We start from the raw sequence: 19,162 nt of genomic DNA on the forward strand, positions 1-19,162 counted from the left end.
AAAACTGCTGAACCAATACCCTCCCAAAAGCCTGTGGAAGATCATCTTCCACAGGCTTTTTTACTTTCCAGCTATCCACTCTCAGACTTTCTTTATCTGCAAGATTGCATTTTCTCTATCAGGTTCACTATTCTGGTTTTTTCGCACATCAGGAAAAGCCATGACCCTCGCAGAATCTCTGATTTCTTACGCGCTTGCCGCGGGTATTTTAACGCTCACTCCCGGCCTGGACACTGCGCTGGTATTGCGCACTGCGGCTAGCCAAGGCAGCAAAAAAGCACTCTTATCAGCATGTGGGATCAGCACCGGTTGCCTGGTTTGGGGCGCAATGGTCGCTCTCGGATTGGGGGCGGTGCTCGCCTCCTCGGAAATCGCGTTCACCGCCCTGAAGTGGATCGGTGCCACGTATCTTTGCTGGCTTGGTCTGCAAATGTTGCTGAAACCGAGAAGCGAAATGAACATGGCCGCGCCGGAAAGTAGCAGAACTGTATTACGCATCGGAAATTCACCGTTCATAAGAGGACTATTTGGCAACGTGCTTAACCCGAAGGTCGGCGTGTTCTACGTCTCTTTCTTGCCACAGTTTGTGGCAACGGGTTATCCGGTCGGCCCGTATATTTTTGGCCTCGCCGCCATGCACGCAGTCATCGGTACGCTATGGTCGTGCGTGATGATTTCAGCGACACGCCCTTTGTCCCGCTGGCTGCGGCGTCCGGCAGTGGTCAGAACCTTGGATCGTTTAACCGGCACCGTTTTTATCGCCTTTGCAGTTCGACTCGCTACGACAAAACGCTAACAAAAAAGGAGTTGCCATGAAAACACGTATCACCTCAGCCCCAACCGACGACGATCTTGAAGAGATGAAAAGTGGCCTGCGTAATTTCAACAGCCATTTTGTTCCGCAGCAGAAACTCCGCGCGTTAGGGATTTTTGTTGAGGATGAGCATGGTCAGAAACAGGCGGGCATTGTTGCTGAAACCGTCGGCAATTGGATGTATATCCAGATGCTATGGGTCGATGAATCTCTGCGCGGTAAAGACGTCGGTACACAGTTGATCAACGAAGCGGAAGAAGAGGCCAAGCGGCGGGGTTGCCGTTATTCACTGGTCGATACCTTTAGTTTTCAGGCACGGCCCTTTTATGAACGTATGGGTTATCACCTGCAAATGTCGCTGGAAGATTATATTGACGATATTCGAGCGCCAGATGATGCGCCGTCCACCCATACCCGCTTTTACCTGACTAAAATACTGAGCAACAGCGCACAAAATCATTTGGATTGACTCAGCATCCCCCGGAAACTTACTCAGATAAGTGACCGGGGTGAATAAATGCAGCTAACGCGGACTCAATTCGCAGGATGACCCGCGGATAGCGCTAACCACTCTTGAACCGATGGGCGTTGCCATTGGGCATCCGCATAGGCCGCCAGATTTTCTGGCACAGCGTCGCCGTTTAAGCGCAACCGGTTGATCATCAGTGCCAAATCCGTATCGGCGATACACCATTCACCGAATAGATTTTCACGGTCTTCGAGCAGACGCTCAGCGGCACCGATCAGTTTTTCGGCAGCCGCCTGGCCTTTGGGCGTCAGCACCGGATATTTTTTGCCGCCAAACACCACGTCGGTTGAACGTTCTTCGCGGATCGGCATTAAATCGCTGCGCAGCCACGCCTGGACTTCACGGGCTTTGGCGCGGTTTTCCGGGTCTTGTGGATAAATCGCCGGGAAGGTCGGTGCGGGAAACAACTCTTCCACGTATTCATCAATGGCGGAAGATTCTGACAACACAAAGCTGCCGTTCGCCAGTGTCGGTACGCGGCGGGTCACTGAAATCGCTGAATAATGATCTTTCAGGTTTTCGGCCTCGGCTAAATTGACGGTTTCCAGCTCAAAAGGAATACCTTTCTCGGTCAGCGCCACAAAAGCAGACATGACATAGGGGCTGAAATAGTTGGCATCGGAATAAAGCGTCAGCGAAGGTTGGCTCATGGCGAACTCCTGAAAAAAGAAAAGCAAAAGGATGAAAAACATAGCGCAGAAATGAGGGGCTGTCGTTAAAAAACACGTGGAATAATCGTGCCATCGTGTAGCGGTGTATAAAGTAAAATGTCGTCCCGTCCGCAAAGATAAACGTTCGCATCCTACGACTGTCTCCCTATACTGCTGAAATCCCCTGATGTCGGGCTTTTTACTCCAGGAACAGACCATGAAAAAACGGAACCTTGCCTTTGCGATGCTCCTCCCGCTGCTGGTATGTGCAGCGCAAGCTTCATCCCCCAAGGAGATTAAAGCGCGATTCAATCAGTTTAAGGTGGGTGACAAAACCATCTGCCTGGATGAGTTTACCTATCCCAACAACCTAAAGATGAAATCGTTTGAGAACGGTTTTGTGATCAGTAAGAAAAATAATGTACTGACTTATCAGATAGTCAGTATGTTTTTACTGGGCAACGATGTGACGGCTAACGTGAAAGCTATCGTTGAAAGTCGGATAGGGAAAAATGGGTTAAGTACGGTATTTAAACAAGCTTTCATTGACGTTTCAGGCATGGATAAACCTGAACAGGCCGATGCCAAAGCCAAGCTTCTCCGCGAGTTTGAAAAGATGACCAGTGCAAAACAGGATCTTCTGCCCTACAGCGCGATTGTCCTCAACGACAAGGGCTACGTCATCACCACAGTGGAAAGCAACGGCACCAGCGTCAGCGAATGCTTTGTTACCCCCTATAAAAAACCCACTAAGGATTGATCCTCATGACAGTACTGTCGGCGATGAGCAAAGCGTTTTACCCGCAATTTTTTGAGCAACTGGTCACGGACTATGCCAAAGAAAATGTCGCCTCAGGCCGCTGGGCAGCGGAAAACGCACTGGCACGTTCGCAGGATGAAATAGCACGGTTGCTGCCACAGGGCATCGCCACGCCGGAAAATTATTTGTTTGAAATTAAAACCAATGTCGATGGGCAAACTGCCGGGTATATCTGGTTTGCTGTCAGCGATCGTCAGGGCGAACGCAGCGCTTTTATCTATGAAGTGTCGGTGTTTAGCGAATTTCGCCGTCAGGGCCACGCCCGCGCTGCCTTTTGGCAGTTGGAAGAGAAAGTGCGTGAACTGGGTTTGAAATCCATCGGACTGAATGTGTTTTACCACAACAATGCGGCGCAGGCGCTGTATGCTAGCCTGGGCTATGCGCCGACCAATCTGACCATGGTAAAAGCGTTAAAAGCGGTTTAACAGCGCCCATCAGCGCTGATATTTGATGAAATCCGTCAGTACTCCAATACGGTCATACAGTTTGCGGGCCGTGTGATTGGCCGTTTTGGTGGTCCAGTAGACGTTGGCTTTATCGTTCTGGTCAGCGTACTCGTACACTGCTTCAATCAATTTCTGCCCGACACCCAACTTGCGCGCGCTTTCATCGACGTATAAATCCTGCAAATAGACCACCTGCTGCATATGCCAGCCGTGATCGTGATTGATGCAGTTCACCAACCCGACCAGTTTTCCCTGATATTCCGCCACATAGCCAAACATGCTGACATGGTCAGGCTGCGACAAACGCTGAAAGGTATAGTCGAACTGCGCTGGGTCAAGCTCTGACTGATAAAAGTCCAGATAATCGCGCCACAGAATTTCCCAACTTTCACGATCATTAGGGGTGAGTGGGCGAACCATGATGGCTGGCGATGAACTCATATAACGCTCTCCTCAAATAAACCGATACAGCAGGAACACCCCATCAAGGCCAAGTGTAGGGATAATGTATCAGGTCATGAAAACGGACGATATCTGCACTTTCATTGCGGTAGGCATGCGGGCAATCCGCAGTAAAGCGCAGTGCTTCCCCGGCGCAGAGCGTACGTATGACACCATCCACTTCTAGCGTTAACTGCCCCTCAAGCACGATCGCGTGTTCAATCACGCCTTTTTCGTGTGGCGACGATTCACTGACGCCGCCTGGCTCCATCTCGATCAGGAACATGTCCATGCGCAGCGCGACATCAAAAGGAAACAGTGGCACGACGCGCATACCCGAGGTCTCGCTGTTAAACATAGCCAACAGGTCATGGCGATGTAGCGTTGATGACATTTTGGGCGGCGTTTCGATAAATTCTGAAAACGATATATTCAACCCGCTGGCTATTTTCCACAGCATTGCCACCGTCGGGCTGGATTCCCCACGCTCAATCTGGCCGAGCATGGCCTTGCTCACGCCGGTTTTTTCCGCCGTTTGGCTGAGACTCCAGCCGCGTTCAGCGCGCACCGTTTTAAGTTGCCTGCCGATCCGTTGGGCGAGTTCTTGCATAGGGCTTCCTTCATTCAGCAACCTGAATGGGTGTTGTGCGTTATAACGCACAGTGATATGTTGAGCGCAGTACCTGTGCGCTATAACGCACAACAGAATACCGCCGTCGTCGCCTGACCAGAAGGATTTTCAATCATGAATTCCCATTTAAAGGATTTCACCTTTTCCGCCGTGCTCGCCGGCTTTGTCGCGGTGATGGTCGGTTACACCAGTTCGGCGGCGATTATTTTCCAGGCTGCCGAGGCAGCGGGTGCCAGCGTGGCGCAAATCGGCAGTTGGCTGACGATGCTGGGCCTTGGAATGGGTATAACATCCATCGGGCTATCGCTCTGGTACCGCACACCGGTGGTCACGGCCTGGTCAACACCCGGTGCGGCGCTACTGGTCACCAGCCTGCCCGGCACCTCAATTAACGACGCCATCGGGGTATTTATTTTCGCCACCGGGCTGATTCTGTTATGCGGCGTAACCGGCCTGTTCGCTCGCCTGATGAAATATATTCCGCAAGCGCTGTCGGCAGCGATGCTTGGCGGCATTTTGCTGCGCTTCGGGCTGGATGCTTTCACTTCGCTGCAAAGCAATTTTCCGCTGGCGGGCGCGATGTGTCTGGTGTATTTGCTGGCCCGCCGCCTGCTCCCACGCTACGCGATTGTCCTGACGCTGGCTGTCGGGCTAATTGTCGCGGCGTGGCAGGGGGAAATCGCCTCACAGGATCAGGGCCAGAGCATGGCGTTTGCGATGCCAGAATTCATCATGCCGCACTTCACGCTCTCTGCGCTGCTGGGTATTGGTATTCCGTTTTTTGTCGTCACTATGGCATCGCAAAATGCGCCCGGCATTGCCACCCTGAAAGCGCACGGCTATAACCTGCCGGTGTCCCCTCTTATTTCATGGACGGCGCTGACTGCGTTGGTTTTGGCACCGTTCGGCGGTTTTACCTTCTGTATTGCCGCCATTACTGCCGCAATTTGCATGGGGGAAGATGTGCATCCTGATCCCAAAAAACGCTATATCGCAGCCGTGGCAGCGGGAGGATTCTATCTGCTGGCCGGTCTGTTTGGCGGCTCGATTGGCATGCTATTTACCGCATTGCCGACGCCGCTAATTCACACCATCGCCGGGCTGGCACTGCTGGGGACAATTTCCGGCAGCTTACACCGCGCACTGGCTGAAGAGAGTCAGCGCGATGCCGCCATCGTCACCTTCCTGATCACCGCTTCAGGTCTTTCGCTGCTCGGCATCGGTTCAGCCTTCTGGGGTTTGGTGGGTGGGGTGATCACGCACTTTATTCTGAGTTACTCGCGCCAAAGAACGGTGTAAAAGTTGAGGTCGTTCAAGTTCTGAGTAACAGTTTTTCGTAACACGGCTTAAAGTGACTTTGATCACATTTCTGTCCGGACAAACCCTCTTTACTGATGCCTAACCTGCCGTAAATGCTGTCGTCACGGCGTCAAATAAAGAGTGAAAATGATGAATATTGACACCCAATCCTGCGTCGTCACCGGTAAAAAAGATGTCTCCGTGGTCGATCAGACGATTGATTACCAGGGCCAGGGAACGCTGGTCAAAGTTACCCGTGGCGGTATCTGTGGCTCGGACCTGCACTATTATGAACACGGTCAGGTCGGCGATTTTAAAGTGCGTGAAGCCATGGTACTGGGCCATGAAGTGGTCGGCGTGGTCGAGCAATCGGATACAGACCGCCTGAAACCGGGCCAAAAAGTGGCACTCAACCCCAGCAAACCATGCAAGGCCTGTAAATACTGTCTGTCCGGCGATGAGAACCAGTGCACCACCATGAAATTCTTCGGCAGCGCGATGTACTTCCCGCACATCAACGGCGCATTCACACAGTATAAAATCGTCGACAGCAGCCAGTGTATTCCCTTTGATAGCAAGGTCAGCGACCGCCTGATGGTATTCGCCGAGCCGCTGGCGGTCGCGATCCACGCCGTCAATCAGGCCGGAGATATTCAGGGAAAAACCGTGTTTGTTTCCGGTGTCGGCCCGATTGGTTGTCTGATTGTGCTGGCCGCTAAGGCAAAGGGCGCTGCTGAAATCATCGTAACCGACCCAAGTGAGCGCTGCCGTACACTGGCGCTGGCGGTCGGGGCAAGTAAAGCACTGGACGCCGCACAGGGCGATTTCTCCGCCTACCAGGCTGAGAAAGGCTTTTTCGATGTGTCCTTCGATGCCTCCGGCCACCCTTCTTCCATCCGCCGCTGTCTGGAAGTGACCCGTGCGCGCGGCACGCTGGTGCAGGTCGGTATGGGGCCGGTGGTGAATGATTTCCCGCTGATGATGCTGATTGCCAAAGAGATTAACTGGGTCGGCAGCTTCCGCTTCACCGAAGAGTTCAACACGGCAGTAGAGTGGCTGGCGAATAAAACCGTCGATCCTATGCCGCTGCTCTCCGCCGAGTTCCCACAGGAGAATTTGGTGGAAGCGCTGGAGTTCGCACTGGATAAATCTAAAGCATCAAAAGTGCAGTTGGTTTTCTAGTCTGCAACTTTACTCACAATATTAAAACATCGTTTCATTTTATGATGTCCTCCTGATTTTTACTTTCACGAGGACATTTTTTATGCAAAAGGACAACGCGAAGAAACAGGTCGCATTGCTGCTGGCTGATGGATTTGAAGAAGGCGAAGCGGTGATCGTGCTCGATATTCTGGAGCGGCTGGAGATTCAGGTCACAACGCTGGCCTGTCAGGAAGACCAGACCCTGCGCAGTTATCACGGTATTCAGATGCAGGCCAATCAGCGACTGAGCGCACAAGGCGACCGCCTGTTTGATGCGGTGGTGATGCCTGGTGGACCGGAAGGCTCAATGGCGCTGGCGGCCAGCAAAGAGGTGGTGGAATTTGTCCGCCGCCACGACGAGGCCGGTAAACTGATTTGTCCGCTGTGTTCTGCGGCCGCGCGCGTGCTGGGCGGTAACGGCCTGTTAAAAGGGCGACGTTATGTCTGTTCCGGCGATTTATACCAAGACGTCAACGATGGCGTATATGTGAATCAGCGCTTCGTCGAAGACAGTAATTTGCTCAGCGGTAAAGGCTTAGGATTGGCGTTCGATTTTGCTTTCCAGCTGGCCTACCGTCTGACAGGCAACGCCGAAGCCACCAATTTCCAGGCCGATCATATCGATTATCACCACTGGCGTGCCGATCAAAAATGCTGATCTGACGGCGGGCGGCGCAGGTCGTCCGCCCCGGTCACTATCGTGTCCGTTTTTGGCATTCTTCCATCATTATTTCTGGCGCACACTGGTTTCACACTTACCAGATGGAGTCCGAAAATGACTAAAAGTGCCCTGTTAAATATCGATGTTCAACGCTCATTCGAGCATCGCCCTTTCTGGCAGGAAGACGACCTTCCTGCATTTCAGCGTGCGCTTAGCCGCCTGATTGACGGCTGCCAGACGCGTAATATCCCGATCGTAGATGTGTTTCACGTTAATCCCGAAGGTGTGTTTTCGCTGGAGTCCGGATTGGTGACGCCGATGACCTTCCTCAGCCACACGCCACAAAAAACGGTTCACAAGCACGTGCACAATGCGCTGCTGGAGTCCGGTCTGGACACATGGCTGCGCGAACAAGGTATTACGCATTTGATCATCGCCGGCCTGCGCACCGAACAGTGCTGCGAAACCACGACCCGCGTGGCGTCGGACACCGGATATAAAGTGACGTTCGTGACCGAAGCCACTATGACCTTCCCGATGGCACACGCCGACGGCGAAGTGTTTTCTACCGCGGCCATCAAGCGCCATACCGAACTGGTGCTGGCCGATCGCTTCGCGACCATTACCGACGTTGACGGCGCGCTGGCGGAACTCGACCTGGCTGTGTGAAGATGATGTTTTGGTAGCCTATGTAATAAAGAGACTTCTATGGCGCAAGACATCTATTTCGTTACGCTGCCGGGCGTCATGGCGCTCGACCTGGCCGGTCCAGCAGAAGCGTTACGGTTGGCCGGGCAGTTTCGGCTGCACTACATCAGCCCGCAGACGGAGGCCGAAATGTCTACCGGTCTGGTCGTCGGGCGGCTGCAACCGCTGCCGGATCGTCTTGCGGCGGACAGCATTGTCATTGTGCCCGGCGTTGAGCATTCCGCAGAAAACTTCGTCAGCCCAGTCGCTATGATCACACGCGACTGGCTGAGCCTGCAAAAAACCGCTATCGAACGGGGCGATCTGACGCTGGTGTGTATCTGCTCCGGCAGCCTGCTGGCCGGTCAGGCCGGTCTACTCGATGGCTACCAGTGCACCACTCATCATGACGTGATCGCCCGTCTGCGTCAGCAGGTGCCGACCGCGCAGGTGAAAGATAACCGGATTTTCGTCGAAGACCGTTTTGTACTGACCAGCGCCGGGATCACGGCAGGTATCGATCTTGCACTGCACATTATTTCCAGCCGTTTGGGTGCGCAGGCTGCGCTGGATGTCGCCCGCGAGATGGTGGTCTATTTCCGCCGCGCAGGCGATGACCCACAACTGTCGCCGTGGCTGCGCTACCGTAATCACCTACATCCAGCCGTACACCGCGCGCAAAACCTGATGGCCGCTGAGCCGGAATCTTCATGGCAGGTAGAAGAGGTCGCCGCCAAATCCCATGTCAGCAGCCGACACCTCACCCGCCTTTTCAAGCAGCATCTGGGGATCAGCGTGCGCGACTACCACGAACAACTGCGTATCGCCGTCGCCAGCCAACGCCTACAACAGGGTCTGGGCATCGAGAAAGCCGCACTGGCGGCAGGTTTTTCTTCCGGCAGACAGTTACGGCGGGCGCAGGAGAGATGGGGATGAGAGTCAACTCACCCACTTTCGCGTATCCACTTTTCCCAACAATATCGCCAGCCCCAGGCTGCCAAACAGACCGCAGGTAAACAGGAAAGCGATGTTAACCAGCGGCCACTGAGGGAAGCCAATATGCGCAGCACGCAAGCCAATGACGATCAGCGCGTGAAAACCGTAGATCGGCAAAGAATAGCGGGAGATCAGCGCTAATCCCGGCAGGATACGCTCGGATAAGCTATTTTTGACGATAACATATAAGGAAAGGGCGGAGACGAACACCAGCGGGCCACAATAGACGTAGAAGGTGTCGGCAAAGTTCTGGTTTACCAACGACTGATATCGGGTTCCCCAGGCAATACCCAGCGTGCTCAGCGTAAACAGGCTCGCAGCCGCCACGGTGATACCGGTTTTTTGCGTATTCATCATTCCTATGGCGCGGCCCATCAGCGCATAGAGCAGATAATAGAAGGTATCGCCGCTAATATAGAGATCGAGGGGCAAAAGATGGAACCCCTGCCAGTTCAGAACCGGCAACTGCGGGTTAGCCAGCACGCCGAGCAAAATCCCTGCCACCAGCACATAACTTCCCGCGACCTCTTTCACTCTGATGAACGGTGAAAGCAGGTAGATCACCACAATCGCGTAAAAGAACCAAAGGTGATAAAACACCGGCTTTTGCAGGATATACCGCAGGGAAGGCCAAAAACCGATATTTGTCAGGCCGTAGATATAAATCAGCGATATCACGCTGTAAAACAGCAGACATAATCCCACGCGCAAAAAATGACGTTTAGCGGCACTTTTCTCGCCAAAAAACAGATAACCGGAAATCATAAAAAACAACGGTACGCAGACCCGGGAGGCGGAATTAAGCAGGTTCGCTACCGTCCATTCAACATCATGGATCGCCTGAAAATTCACCACCTGCGCAGTGCTGGCGTGGATCATCACCACCATCATGCAAGCGATGGCACGCAGGTTATCTATCCAACTGATTTTCTGACTCATTGACGGCCCATTCCTTCTCCCGGCGGAGGTTTTATTGCGCTGTGGGCAGGTTAATCAGCTTTGCTGCCGCTAACAAGCTATAAACCATTAACTCAGAAAGTGCTTAACGCCAAAAAGGTTGATTGCGTTACGCTCAATAAATCTGCAAAATGGCCACCATCACTGCCTCCGCTTGCGTTACCCGCCCGGACAGTCCCTATTTTTTTGCTACTGGTTTTCTCATTAATTTTCAAATCATTAGCCTTACGTCTGTGAAATAAAAACAATGCATAATTCTCCAAATACTGCGTCCCTTTTGGGACGTCGGGCTCTGCTGTTCCCTCTGTGCCTGGTGCTTTTTGAATTCGCTACTTATATCGGCAACGATATGATTCAGCCCGGTATGCTGGCGGTGGTGGCGGGTTTTAACGCCGGGGAAGAGTGGGTGCCTACCTCAATGACCGCCTATTTAGCCGGCGGTATGTTCCTGCAATGGCTGCTCGGACCGCTGTCTGACCGGCGCGGACGCCGCCCGGTAATGTTGGTTGGTGTCGGCTTTTTCATCATCACCTGTCTGGCGATTTTATTCGTGCAAAGCATCGAACAATTTATGGTAATGCGCTTCCTGCAAGGTATCAGCCTGTGCTTTATTGGCGCAGTGGGTTACGCAGCGATTCAGGAGTCTTTCGAAGAGTCGGTGTGTATTAAAATCACCGCAATGATGGCCAACGTGGCGCTGATCGCTCCGCTGCTCGGGCCTTTGGCTGGTGCGGCGCTGGTACAGTTCGCCCCCTGGGAAACCATGTTCGTACTGTTCGCTGTTCTGGCTGCGATAGCCTTCTGGGGATTGTGGAAATCCATGCCAGAAACCGCCTCACGCCTTGGCGAAGCCTTCTCGATGAAAAGCCTGTGGAATGATTATAAAGAGGTGCTGAGAAACCGTCAGTTCCTGTGTGGCGCATTGGCGATTGGCTTTGCCAGTTTGCCGCTGCTGGCGTGGATCGCACAGTCACCGGTGATTTTAATCAGTGGCGAAGGTCTGCCTCCGTTTGAATATGGTTTGTTGCAGGTACCGATTTTCGGCGCGCTGATTATCGGTAACATAACGCTGGCGAAACTGACCGGCAAGCGCAGCGTTGAGCAGTTAATCAAGCTGGGTGCCGGGCCGATGATTGTCGGCCTGATCATCGCTGCGGCAGCAACCCTGCTCTCTGGCCATGCCTATCTGTGGATGACCGCCGGGCTGAGCTTCTACGCTTTCGGTATTGGCGTGGCGAACGCCGGTCTGTACCGCCTGACACTGTTCTCCAGCAGTATGAGTAAAGGTACGGTTTCTGCCGCAATGGGGATGATCAGCATGATGGTATTTACCTTAGGCATCGAACTGGCAAAAGTGGCTTACGTCGGGGGTGGCAGCGGGTTGTTCAATCTGTTCAATCTAATCAGCGGCCTGTGCTGGCTGGCGCTGGTCGCGGTGTTTATCCGCCGACGTCAGGTGTTTGTGGCACCGAATAACGCGGCTTAAGCATTAAATAAAAGCGCCAATGGCGAATAACAGAACCATTGGCGCAGCGCGTTTCAGCGCGGCAGCACCCGGAGCGTACTTAAAGTACGTGAGGAGTGCGAGCACTGCCCAAGCTGAAATTAGCAAGCAGGCTCAGAAAAGGCCCATCGGTTTGTCAGAGTACGAGACCAGCAGGCACTTGGTTTGCTGATAATGATCCAGCATCATCTTGTGCGTTTCCCGCCCAATCCCTGACTGTTTGTAACCACCGAACGCGGCATGTGCAGGATAGGCGTGATAACAGTTGGTCCATACGCGCCCGGCCTGCAAGTTACGCCCCATGTGATAGGCTACGTTACCGTCGCGGCTCCAGACGCCCGCACCTAACCCGTACGCCGTGTCATTGGCGATCTCCAGCGCTTCCTTCATATCTTTAAAAGTCGTCACCGCCAGTACCGGTCCGAAGATCTCCTCCTGGAATACCCGCATGTTATTTTTACCCAGCAGGATAGTCGGTTGCAGGTAGTAACCTTCGTTGAGTGCTCCTTCCAGTTTTTTCTTCGCACCACCGGTCAGTACCTGCGCACCTTCTTTTTTACCGATTTCGATGTAATCCAGAATGGTTTTCATCTGCCCGGCAGAGACCTGCGCACCCATCTGCGTTTCAGCATCTAACGGGTTGCCGGTCTTGATGGCTTCCACACGTTTGATGGCCCTTTCCATAAAGCGATCGTAAATCGATTCCTGCACCAACGCGCGGCTTGGACAGGTACAGACTTCACCCTGATTGAATGCAAACAACGCGAAACCTTCCAGCGCTTTGTCGAAGAAGGAGTCTTCTTTGTCCATGACATCGGCGAAGAAAATATTCGGCGATTTGCCACCCAGCTCCAGCGTGGCCGGGATCAGGTTCTGCGCCGCATAACCGGCGATCTGCTGACCAACTTCGGTCGAACCGGTAAAAGCCACTTTGGCGATACGTTTTGAGGTCGCAAGATACTCACCAATCTCGCCACCCGCGCCGTTCACCACGTTGATCACGCCCGGCGGCAGGATGTCTTTCACCAGGTCCATCAGCAACAGTACCGAGAGCGGTGTAAGCTTGGCCGGTTTGAGCACCACACAGTTACCGGCAGCCAGCGCCGGCGCCATTTTCCAGCAGGCCATCAGCAGCGGGAAGTTCCACGGAATAATTTGCGCCACCACGCCCAGCGGCTCATGGAAATGGTAGGCCACGGTTTCACTGTCTATTTCACTGATGCCGCCTTCCTGCGCGCGAACACAGGCGGCGAAATAGCGGAAATGGTCGATGGCGAGCGGCACATCTGCACCGGTGGTTTCACGGATAGGTTTACCGTTGTCCCAGGTTTCAGCATTAGCCAGCAGCTCAAGATTCTGCTCCATGCGATCGGCCACCCGGTTCAAAATGTTGGCGCGTTCCTGTACCGAACGCTTGCCCCATGCGGCTTTGGCATCGTGCGCTGCGTCCAACGCCAGCTCCACATCCTCCTTGCTTGAACTGGCGACTTCACACAGTGCTTCGCCGGTGATCGGCGTCAGATTGGAATAGTATTTCCCCTTTACCGGCGCGACCCATTCACCGCCGATAAAGTTATCGTAGCGTTTTTGTAATTTGAGCGGGAAACCGTACTCTTCCGGTTTAACCACCTGAGGGTTTTTGTCATAAGCCATGATAATGATCCTTATGCTGCATCGGTCGTAGGGGAATAAAGAAAGCAGTGCGCTGCATAAAGCGTAGGCAGTGGAGAAAGAACTGGCGGGATCTAAAGAGAACTCTTCGAGCCGCCTCACAACTTTTCAACGAGAGGCGCACGGAATGATTAAGCAGGCGGTTACAGCGGCTTTCCGCAAATAAGAACTGGCGTAGCTGCCAATCAACTTCATCACGCCTTCGTTAATTTCTGACAAGCCTGATAAAGCTGGCAGCCACGCAGGGTTTTATCTGCGAGCTGCTTTAAGTTACGGTTGATGCGCGGGAAAAAGGAACGGGTTTAAGCCGCTGCGGGAAAAATCTTTCTCTTCCATCAGTTGGTCGAGAGGCAGCGTTGCCAGGTCATCAGCCACCGCGTCGGCCTGCGGATCTTGCTCCTGATAAATGATTTTCAGGTAAGAGCCGCAGTCGTCGCAGGTTTCAGCTTTCACCGTCGCCCGTTCGCTGTCCAGCGACCAGTAGTGAACGTTTTGCATCTCTTCACAATTGCTGCACTTGGCGCGCACTACGTGCCACTCGGTTTCACACAAACTGCAATGCAGATAACGCAGGCCGGTGATCGTACCCAGCGTCACCACGCCTGCAACCGGCAGACTAGCGCATACCGGGCAGAACTGACGGTTTTCACCGTAGTCTGCACGGCCGACGCCTCGCAGCTGCGCCGCCATCTGTACCCAGTAGAGTGACAGCGCGGCCCAGATAAACGGCGCTTTGTCGGCGGGAACGTGCTTGAAATCCTGACTCAACAGCTGCGTCGCCATCATTTCGCGTTGCAGACTTGGCGCATGCTCAAGGCACTCCAGTACAGCCTGCACCGGTCCGGCGGCATCCGGTTTGAGTACTGCAATCAGCGCATCCAGCAATGCCAGCCAGTGCTGCGTACGCGGGAAAAGGCTGCAATCGAGCGGCGGTTTTCCCGCGGCTTTCTGCAATTCCTCGCTGAGATCAATATTCAGCGGAAGCACTTCCAACACGCGCTGTTGCGCGTCGCAAATCGATGCAGCAAAGTTCAGATACCTATCCAGCGGGCTATCTTCTGCCAGTTTGCGCAGACGATCGGCGCGTCGCGGGTAGAGCGTTTTGAGGTTGGCGAACAGCACCGGCGGGATATTCCCCGCCGTTTTTTTGCCGTCGGCCAGTTCGTCCTGCGGGACAATCTGGATGCTCATCCGGCTTTCCTCTTGTCGTCTTGTTCTTTTTTCTGCTGCTTCGCCAACACCTCACGATACCAGCGTGGATGGTGATACTTCGCCCATGATGCCGGCACTTTACCTTCCGTCATCGCGGTAATCGATCCTTTTGCCCAGGTTGCGGCGTACACATGCATGATAATCAACAGAATCAACCCGATGCCAGCCAGAGAGTGCATCAGCAATGCCAAGCGGATCAGCGGGATCGGGAAGTAATCGGCGAACCACGGACGCCAGATAATCACACCACTCACCATCAGCAATACCAGGAAGCTTATCGCCGCCCAGAACACGCATTTCTGGCCGAAGTTGTAGCGTCCGGTGTCGCCGACTTCATGATTGGTTAGCACTTTGTCGATATTTTTAACCCATACAAGGTCATCTTTTTCCGGCAGATTGTGCTTCCAGTAGCGGAAGAACATCCCGAGGAACGAGACAAACATCACCACGCCAAAGAACGGATGGAGGATACGCGCCAGTTGTGGCGTGCCGTAAATATTCATCAACCAGTTAAATGAAGGGAAAAAGAAACCTACGCCGCTGAGCGCCAAAGTCACAAAACAAAAAGCGACGATCCAGTGATTGAGGCGTTCCACCAGACTATATCGCTGGATTAACTTCTCTTTTTTCATGGCTTTTTCTCCTCATCATGATGTTCTTCTTCCTCTTTCACATGGTCTTCATCTTTCACATAGTTGGGTCCCACGCCGAGGAAATGGAATGCGCTGGCGGCAAAAGTCACGGCAAAGCCCACCGCAGCCAGTGGTTTCCAGATGCCTTTCCACAGGGTAATGGCCGGGCTGATCGCCGGATCTTTTGGCAGGCCGTGGTACAGCTCAGGTTTGTCGGCATGATGCAGCACGTACATCACATGCGTCCCGCCGACGCCCGGCGGATCGTACAATCCGGCGTGTTCAAAGCCGCGCCCTTGCAGTTCGCTGACCCGTTCCGCGGCCAGATCTTTCATGGCATCTTTGGTGCCGAAATGAATGGCACCGGTCGGGCAGGTTTTCACGCAGGCCGGTTCCTGACCGACGCTCACGCGATCGACACACAGCGTGCATTTGTAGGCACGGTTATCCTGTTTGTTGATGCGCGGCACGTTGAACGGGCAACCGGCGATACAGTAACCACAACCAATACAGTGTTCGGACTGAAAATCGACGATACCGTTGGCATACTGAATGATCGCACCTTCGGCCGGGCAGGCTTTCAGACAGCCCGGCTCGGCGCAGTGCATGCAGCCGTCTTTGCGGATCAGCCATTCCAATTTGCCGTTTTCTTCCACTTCCGAGAAACGCATCACCGTCCAGGATTTCGCGCTGAGATCCATCGGATTGTCATACACGCCGGTGTTGTGGCCGACGTCATCACGCAGGTCGTTCCATTCGGAACAGGCCACCTGACAGCCTTTACAGCCGATACACGTGGTGACGTCAATCAGCTTCGCCACCTCCTGCTGATGGTCGCGGACGCGCGGGGCCGGGGTAAAACCGTTAGTTGCGGACTTACGAATAATGTCCTGAGATTGCATTGCCATAATTCGTCTCCGTTACGCCTTTTCCAGGTTAACCAGGAACGCCTTGAACTCCGGCGTTTGCGAGTTGGCGTCGCCCACCGATGGCGTCAGCGTATTCGCCAGGAAACCTTTGCGGGTTTCCCCCTCAAAACCCCAGTGACAGGGAATACCGATGGTGTCGACCGGTTTCCCATCAATGGTTAAGGTTTTGATACGCTTGGTTACCACGGCTTTCGCCAGAATATAGCCGCGCTTGGACGACACTTTGACACTGTCGCCCGCCGCAATATTCTTCGACTTAGCCAGCGCTTCGCCAATCTCAACAAACTGCTCAGGCTGAACAATGGCGTTGAGCAGAGCGTGCTTGGTCCAGTGGCGGAATAGCTCGGTAATGGAATAAGTGGTGGCGACGTACGGGAAATCTGCCGCCGTGCCCATATTCGGCAAGTCGCTGGCGAAAATGCGCGCCACCGGGTTGGAAATCACGTTCGGATGCAACGGGTTGGTGCCGATCGGCGTTTCAATCGGTTCGTAGTGTTCCGGGAACGGGCCGTCGGCCATTTTATCCACGGCGAACAGGCGTCCCATACCTTCAGGCTGCATGATAAACGGCCCGACACCGCTGCCCGGCGCGGCATTGCTGTAATCAGGGACATCAAAGCCGCCCCACTTGCTGCCGTCCCAGCGAATAACTTCGCGCTTTGGATCCCACGGCTGGCCCTGCGGGTCCACCGAGGCACGGTTATACAAAATGCGGCGGTTGAGCGGCCATGACCAGGCCCAGCCGGAAGTGCAACCTAAACCCGACGGATCGGCGTTGTCACGGCGTGACATCTGGTTACCGGCTTCGGTCCAACTGCCGGTATAGATCCAGCAGAAGCTGGCGGTGCTGCCATCGTTTTTCAGATGAGCAAACGTAGAGAGCTGCTGGCCCTTTTTGGCCAGAATATTGCCTTTGTCATCGGTGATATCCGCCAGCGCTTTGCCGTTGGCTTCGCGGGCAATCTCCTCCGGCAGCGGGTCCAGTGGGTCCTGATAATCCCATGCCATATTCAGCACCGGCAGCGGATTGGCCCCCCCCTCCTTTTGGTACAGTTCGCGCAGTTTCATAAACAGACGGGCGATGATTTTAGCATCGTGCAGTGCTTCACCCGGTGGCTCAGCTGCCTGGAAGTGCCATTGCAACCAGCGGCCGGAGTTTACAATCGAGCCGTTCTCTTCGGCAAAGCAGGACGACGGCAGACGGAACACTTCAGTCTGCACGTCGGCGGTCTGAATGTCGTTCATCGCACCGTGGTTCTGCCAGAAGTTGGAGGACTCGGTCACCAGTGGGTCGATCACCACCATGTACTTGAGTTTGGCGAGGGCTCGCGAGGATTTATTTTTATCCGGGAAAGCCGCCAGCGGGTTGAAGCCCTGCACGATGTAACCGTTCATTTTGCCTTCGGTCATCAGCTCGGCCTGTTGCATCACGTCGTAGCTTTTGTCCCATTTAGGCAGCCAGTCGTAGCCCCAGTCATTTTCCGCCGTGGCGTGATCGCCCCAGAAGCTTTTCATCATACTGACGAAGAAGTTCGGCGTGTTTTTCCAGAAATTCACCTGTCCGCTGAGCAGCGGTACCGGCGTGGTTTGTTTCAGGTAATCCGCGAGATTGGTTTGTTTTTCAGAGGGTAAGCCCATGTATCCCGGCAGGTTCAGCGACAGTAAACCGAGGTCGGTGTAACCCTGAATATTTGAGTGCCCGCGCAACGCGTTGACGCCACCGCCCGCCATGCCGATATTGCCCAACAGCAGTTGGATCATTGCCGCACAACGGATGGTTTGCGCGCCACCGGTGTGGTGCGTCCAGCCCAGCGCATACAGGATGGTGGAGGTTTTATCGCGCACGCAGGTTTCCGCCAAAATGGAACTTATCAGCAGGAAATCTTCTTTTGAGGTGCCACAAAGACGCTCAACCAGCTCCGGCGTGTAACGGGAAACGTGCTGTTTCAGCAGATTCCAGACACAGCGCGGGTCTTGCAGGGTTTTGTCACTTTGGGCGAAGCCATTTTCATCCAGCTGGTAGTGCCAGCTCTCTTTGTTATAGGTTTTTTTCGACGCGTCAAAACCTGTGAACAGGCCGTCGTTGAAGGCGAAATCGTCCCGTACCAACAGGCTGGCGTTGGTGTATTCGCGGACGTAGTCGTGTTGAATTTTATCGTGAGTGATCAGGTAGTTGATCATACCCAGCAGGAAAACGATATCAGAGCCAGCACGGATGGGCGCATAGATATCGGCCACGGCCGCACTGCGATTAAAGCGCGGATCGACCACGATAACTTTGGCGTTATTCCGCGTTTTCGCCTCAATCACCCATTTGAATCCGACCGGATGCGCTTCTGCGGCATTGCCGCCCATGATTAAAATCACGTTGGCATTTTTGATGTCGACCCAGTTGTTGGTCATCGCACCGCGACCAAAACTCGGCGCTAACGCCGCGACGGTCGGGCCGTGGCACAGACGCGCCTGACAGTCGATGGCAACCATACCGAGCGCGCGGGTGAATTTCTGATCCAGCAGGCCGGTTTCGTTACTGGCCGCAGAAGAACACAACATTCCGGTGGTCAACCAGCGATTGACCGTTACGTTATTGTCATTTTTCTCAACGAAGTTGGCGTCGCGGTCATCTTTCATCAGGCGGGCGATACGGGAAATCGCCTCATCCCAACTGATGCGCTGCCACTTATCAGAGCCTGCTGCGCGGTATTCCGGGTGGATCAGGCGGCCTTTGCTGTGGATGTAATCCAATACCCCTGCACCTTTAGGGCACAACGCGCCACGACTCACCGGATGGTCCGGGTCACCCTCTATATGGAAAATGTTCTCGGTGACGTTTTTAGCACCATCGCCCTGGCTGTAAATCAAAATTCCGCAGCCGACCGAGCAATAGGTGCAGTTGTTACGGGTTTCACGCGAGCGGAGCAACTTATACTGACGGGTTTCCGCCAGCGCCAGCGACGGCGCAAAACCGAGCAATGTCGCGGTGGTTCCTGCCATACCGCCCGCGCAGATCTTAAATAACTGTCTTCTGCTGACCTGCATGAAAGACTCCTTCCTATCATTTATTAACATATTGCATTCAC

General features: G+C 54.0%; 19 protein-coding genes. 10 read left to right on the plus strand and 9 right to left on the minus strand.

Features of this window, described 5'->3' with window-relative positions; genetic code table 11:
• The first annotated feature begins 160 nt into the window (after positions 1 to 160).
• Positions 161 to 796, plus strand: coding sequence for a LysE family translocator (locus tag ACMV8I_RS17035; RefSeq protein ID WP_498866477.1), 636 nt, complete (start codon positions 161 to 163; stop codon positions 794 to 796).
• 16 nt (positions 797 to 812) lie between these two features.
• Positions 813 to 1,283: a GNAT family N-acetyltransferase gene (locus tag ACMV8I_RS17040; protein WP_498866393.1), complete on the plus strand. Its 471-nt coding sequence runs from the start codon at positions 813 to 815 to the stop codon at positions 1,281 to 1,283.
• Positions 1,284 to 1,348: 65 nt separating this feature from the next.
• On the opposite strand, the gene yfcF is transcribed toward ACMV8I_RS17040, so the two are convergent.
• Positions 1,349 to 1,993 (minus strand): glutathione transferase, encoded by a 645-nt coding sequence (gene yfcF, locus ACMV8I_RS17045; protein ID WP_498866394.1) that lies wholly within the window; start codon positions 1,991 to 1,993, stop codon positions 1,349 to 1,351.
• A 217-nt stretch (positions 1,994 to 2,210) separates the two neighbouring features.
• Here yfcF and ACMV8I_RS17050 point away from each other — a divergent pair, with 217 nt between their 5' ends.
• The gene (locus ACMV8I_RS17050; protein ID WP_498866395.1) at positions 2,211 to 2,753 is read left to right on the plus strand and encodes a hypothetical protein; all 543 of its coding nucleotides are present in this window, start codon (positions 2,211 to 2,213) and stop codon (positions 2,751 to 2,753) included.
• Between the two features lie 5 nt (positions 2,754 to 2,758).
• A complete protein-coding gene (locus ACMV8I_RS17055; RefSeq protein ID WP_498866396.1) occupies positions 2,759 to 3,238 on the plus strand; it encodes a GNAT family N-acetyltransferase in 480 nt (159 codons plus the stop codon).
• A 9-nt stretch (positions 3,239 to 3,247) separates the two neighbouring features.
• On the opposite strand, the gene ACMV8I_RS17060 is transcribed toward ACMV8I_RS17055, so the two are convergent.
• Both ACMV8I_RS17060 and ACMV8I_RS17065 read right to left on the minus strand, forming a co-directional pair.
• A complete protein-coding gene (locus tag ACMV8I_RS17060) occupies positions 3,248 to 3,700 on the minus strand; it encodes a GNAT family N-acetyltransferase (protein WP_498866397.1) in 453 nt (150 codons plus the stop codon).
• Positions 3,701 to 3,743: 43 nt separating this feature from the next.
• Entirely contained in the window at positions 3,744 to 4,310 is a 567-nt protein-coding gene (locus ACMV8I_RS17065; protein WP_498866398.1) for a helix-turn-helix domain-containing protein, read from the minus strand.
• A 135-nt stretch (positions 4,311 to 4,445) separates the two neighbouring features.
• Between ACMV8I_RS17065 and ACMV8I_RS17070 the strand changes: the two genes are divergently transcribed.
• From ACMV8I_RS17070 to ACMV8I_RS17090, 5 genes are all read left to right on the plus strand, one after another.
• Positions 4,446 to 5,630, plus strand: a complete 1,185-nt coding sequence (locus tag ACMV8I_RS17070) for a benzoate/H(+) symporter BenE family transporter (RefSeq protein WP_498866399.1) — start codon at positions 4,446 to 4,448, stop codon at positions 5,628 to 5,630.
• Between the two features lie 150 nt (positions 5,631 to 5,780).
• A complete protein-coding gene (gene idnD, locus ACMV8I_RS17075; RefSeq protein WP_498866478.1) occupies positions 5,781 to 6,812 on the plus strand; it encodes an L-idonate 5-dehydrogenase in 1,032 nt (343 codons plus the stop codon).
• Between the two features lie 82 nt (positions 6,813 to 6,894).
• The gene (locus tag ACMV8I_RS17080; protein ID WP_498866400.1) at positions 6,895 to 7,491 is read left to right on the plus strand and encodes a DJ-1/PfpI family protein; all 597 of its coding nucleotides are present in this window, start codon (positions 6,895 to 6,897) and stop codon (positions 7,489 to 7,491) included.
• A 117-nt stretch (positions 7,492 to 7,608) separates the two neighbouring features.
• Positions 7,609 to 8,163, plus strand: a complete 555-nt coding sequence (locus ACMV8I_RS17085) for a cysteine hydrolase family protein (RefSeq protein ID WP_498866401.1) — start codon at positions 7,609 to 7,611, stop codon at positions 8,161 to 8,163.
• A gap of 39 nt (positions 8,164 to 8,202) precedes the next feature.
• A complete protein-coding gene (locus ACMV8I_RS17090; protein ID WP_498866402.1) occupies positions 8,203 to 9,117 on the plus strand; it encodes a GlxA family transcriptional regulator in 915 nt (304 codons plus the stop codon).
• Between the two features lie 3 nt (positions 9,118 to 9,120).
• Here ACMV8I_RS17090 and ACMV8I_RS17095 read toward each other — a convergent pair whose 3' ends face one another.
• The gene (locus ACMV8I_RS17095; protein ID WP_498866403.1) at positions 9,121 to 10,116 is read right to left on the minus strand and encodes an acyltransferase; all 996 of its coding nucleotides are present in this window, start codon (positions 10,114 to 10,116) and stop codon (positions 9,121 to 9,123) included.
• A gap of 265 nt (positions 10,117 to 10,381) precedes the next feature.
• On the opposite strand from ACMV8I_RS17095, the gene ACMV8I_RS17100 reads away from it, so the two are divergent.
• Positions 10,382 to 11,620: an MFS transporter gene (locus ACMV8I_RS17100; RefSeq protein ID WP_498866404.1), complete on the plus strand. Its 1,239-nt coding sequence runs from the start codon at positions 10,382 to 10,384 to the stop codon at positions 11,618 to 11,620.
• Between the two features lie 132 nt (positions 11,621 to 11,752).
• Here ACMV8I_RS17100 and exaC read toward each other — a convergent pair whose 3' ends face one another.
• The 5 genes from exaC to fdnG all read right to left on the minus strand — a co-directional run bounded on the left by exaC (position 11,753) and on the right by fdnG (position 19,121).
• Complete coding sequence (gene exaC, locus ACMV8I_RS17105; protein WP_498866405.1) at positions 11,753 to 13,291, minus strand: acetaldehyde dehydrogenase ExaC; 1,539 nt, start codon at positions 13,289 to 13,291, stop codon at positions 11,753 to 11,755.
• 288 nt (positions 13,292 to 13,579) lie between these two features.
• On the minus strand, positions 13,580 to 14,500 hold the full coding sequence (gene fdhE, locus ACMV8I_RS17110; protein ID WP_498866406.1) for a formate dehydrogenase accessory protein FdhE: 921 nt from the start codon (positions 14,498 to 14,500) through the stop codon (positions 13,580 to 13,582).
• Positions 14,497 to 15,153, minus strand: coding sequence for a formate dehydrogenase cytochrome b556 subunit (fdoI, locus tag ACMV8I_RS17115; RefSeq protein WP_498866407.1), 657 nt, complete (start codon positions 15,151 to 15,153; stop codon positions 14,497 to 14,499). Before fdoI ends, fdhE begins: the two co-directional genes overlap by 4 nt.
• Positions 15,150 to 16,061 carry a formate dehydrogenase subunit beta gene (gene fdxH, locus ACMV8I_RS17120; RefSeq protein ID WP_498866408.1) on the minus strand — a complete coding sequence of 304 codons (912 nt, stop codon included), beginning with the start codon at positions 16,059 to 16,061 and terminating at the stop codon, positions 15,150 to 15,152. The genes fdoI and fdxH overlap by 4 nt, the downstream gene beginning before the upstream one ends.
• 12 nt (positions 16,062 to 16,073) lie before the next feature.
• Positions 16,074 to 19,121, minus strand: coding sequence for a formate dehydrogenase-N subunit alpha (gene fdnG, locus ACMV8I_RS17125; RefSeq protein WP_498866409.1), 3,048 nt, complete (start codon positions 19,119 to 19,121; stop codon positions 16,074 to 16,076).
• Positions 19,122 to 19,162: the final 41 nt, after the last annotated feature.

It is taken from the genome of Ewingella sp. S1.OA.A_B6, assembly GCF_049889095.1.
GTDB lineage: Bacteria > Pseudomonadota > Gammaproteobacteria > Enterobacterales > Enterobacteriaceae > Ewingella.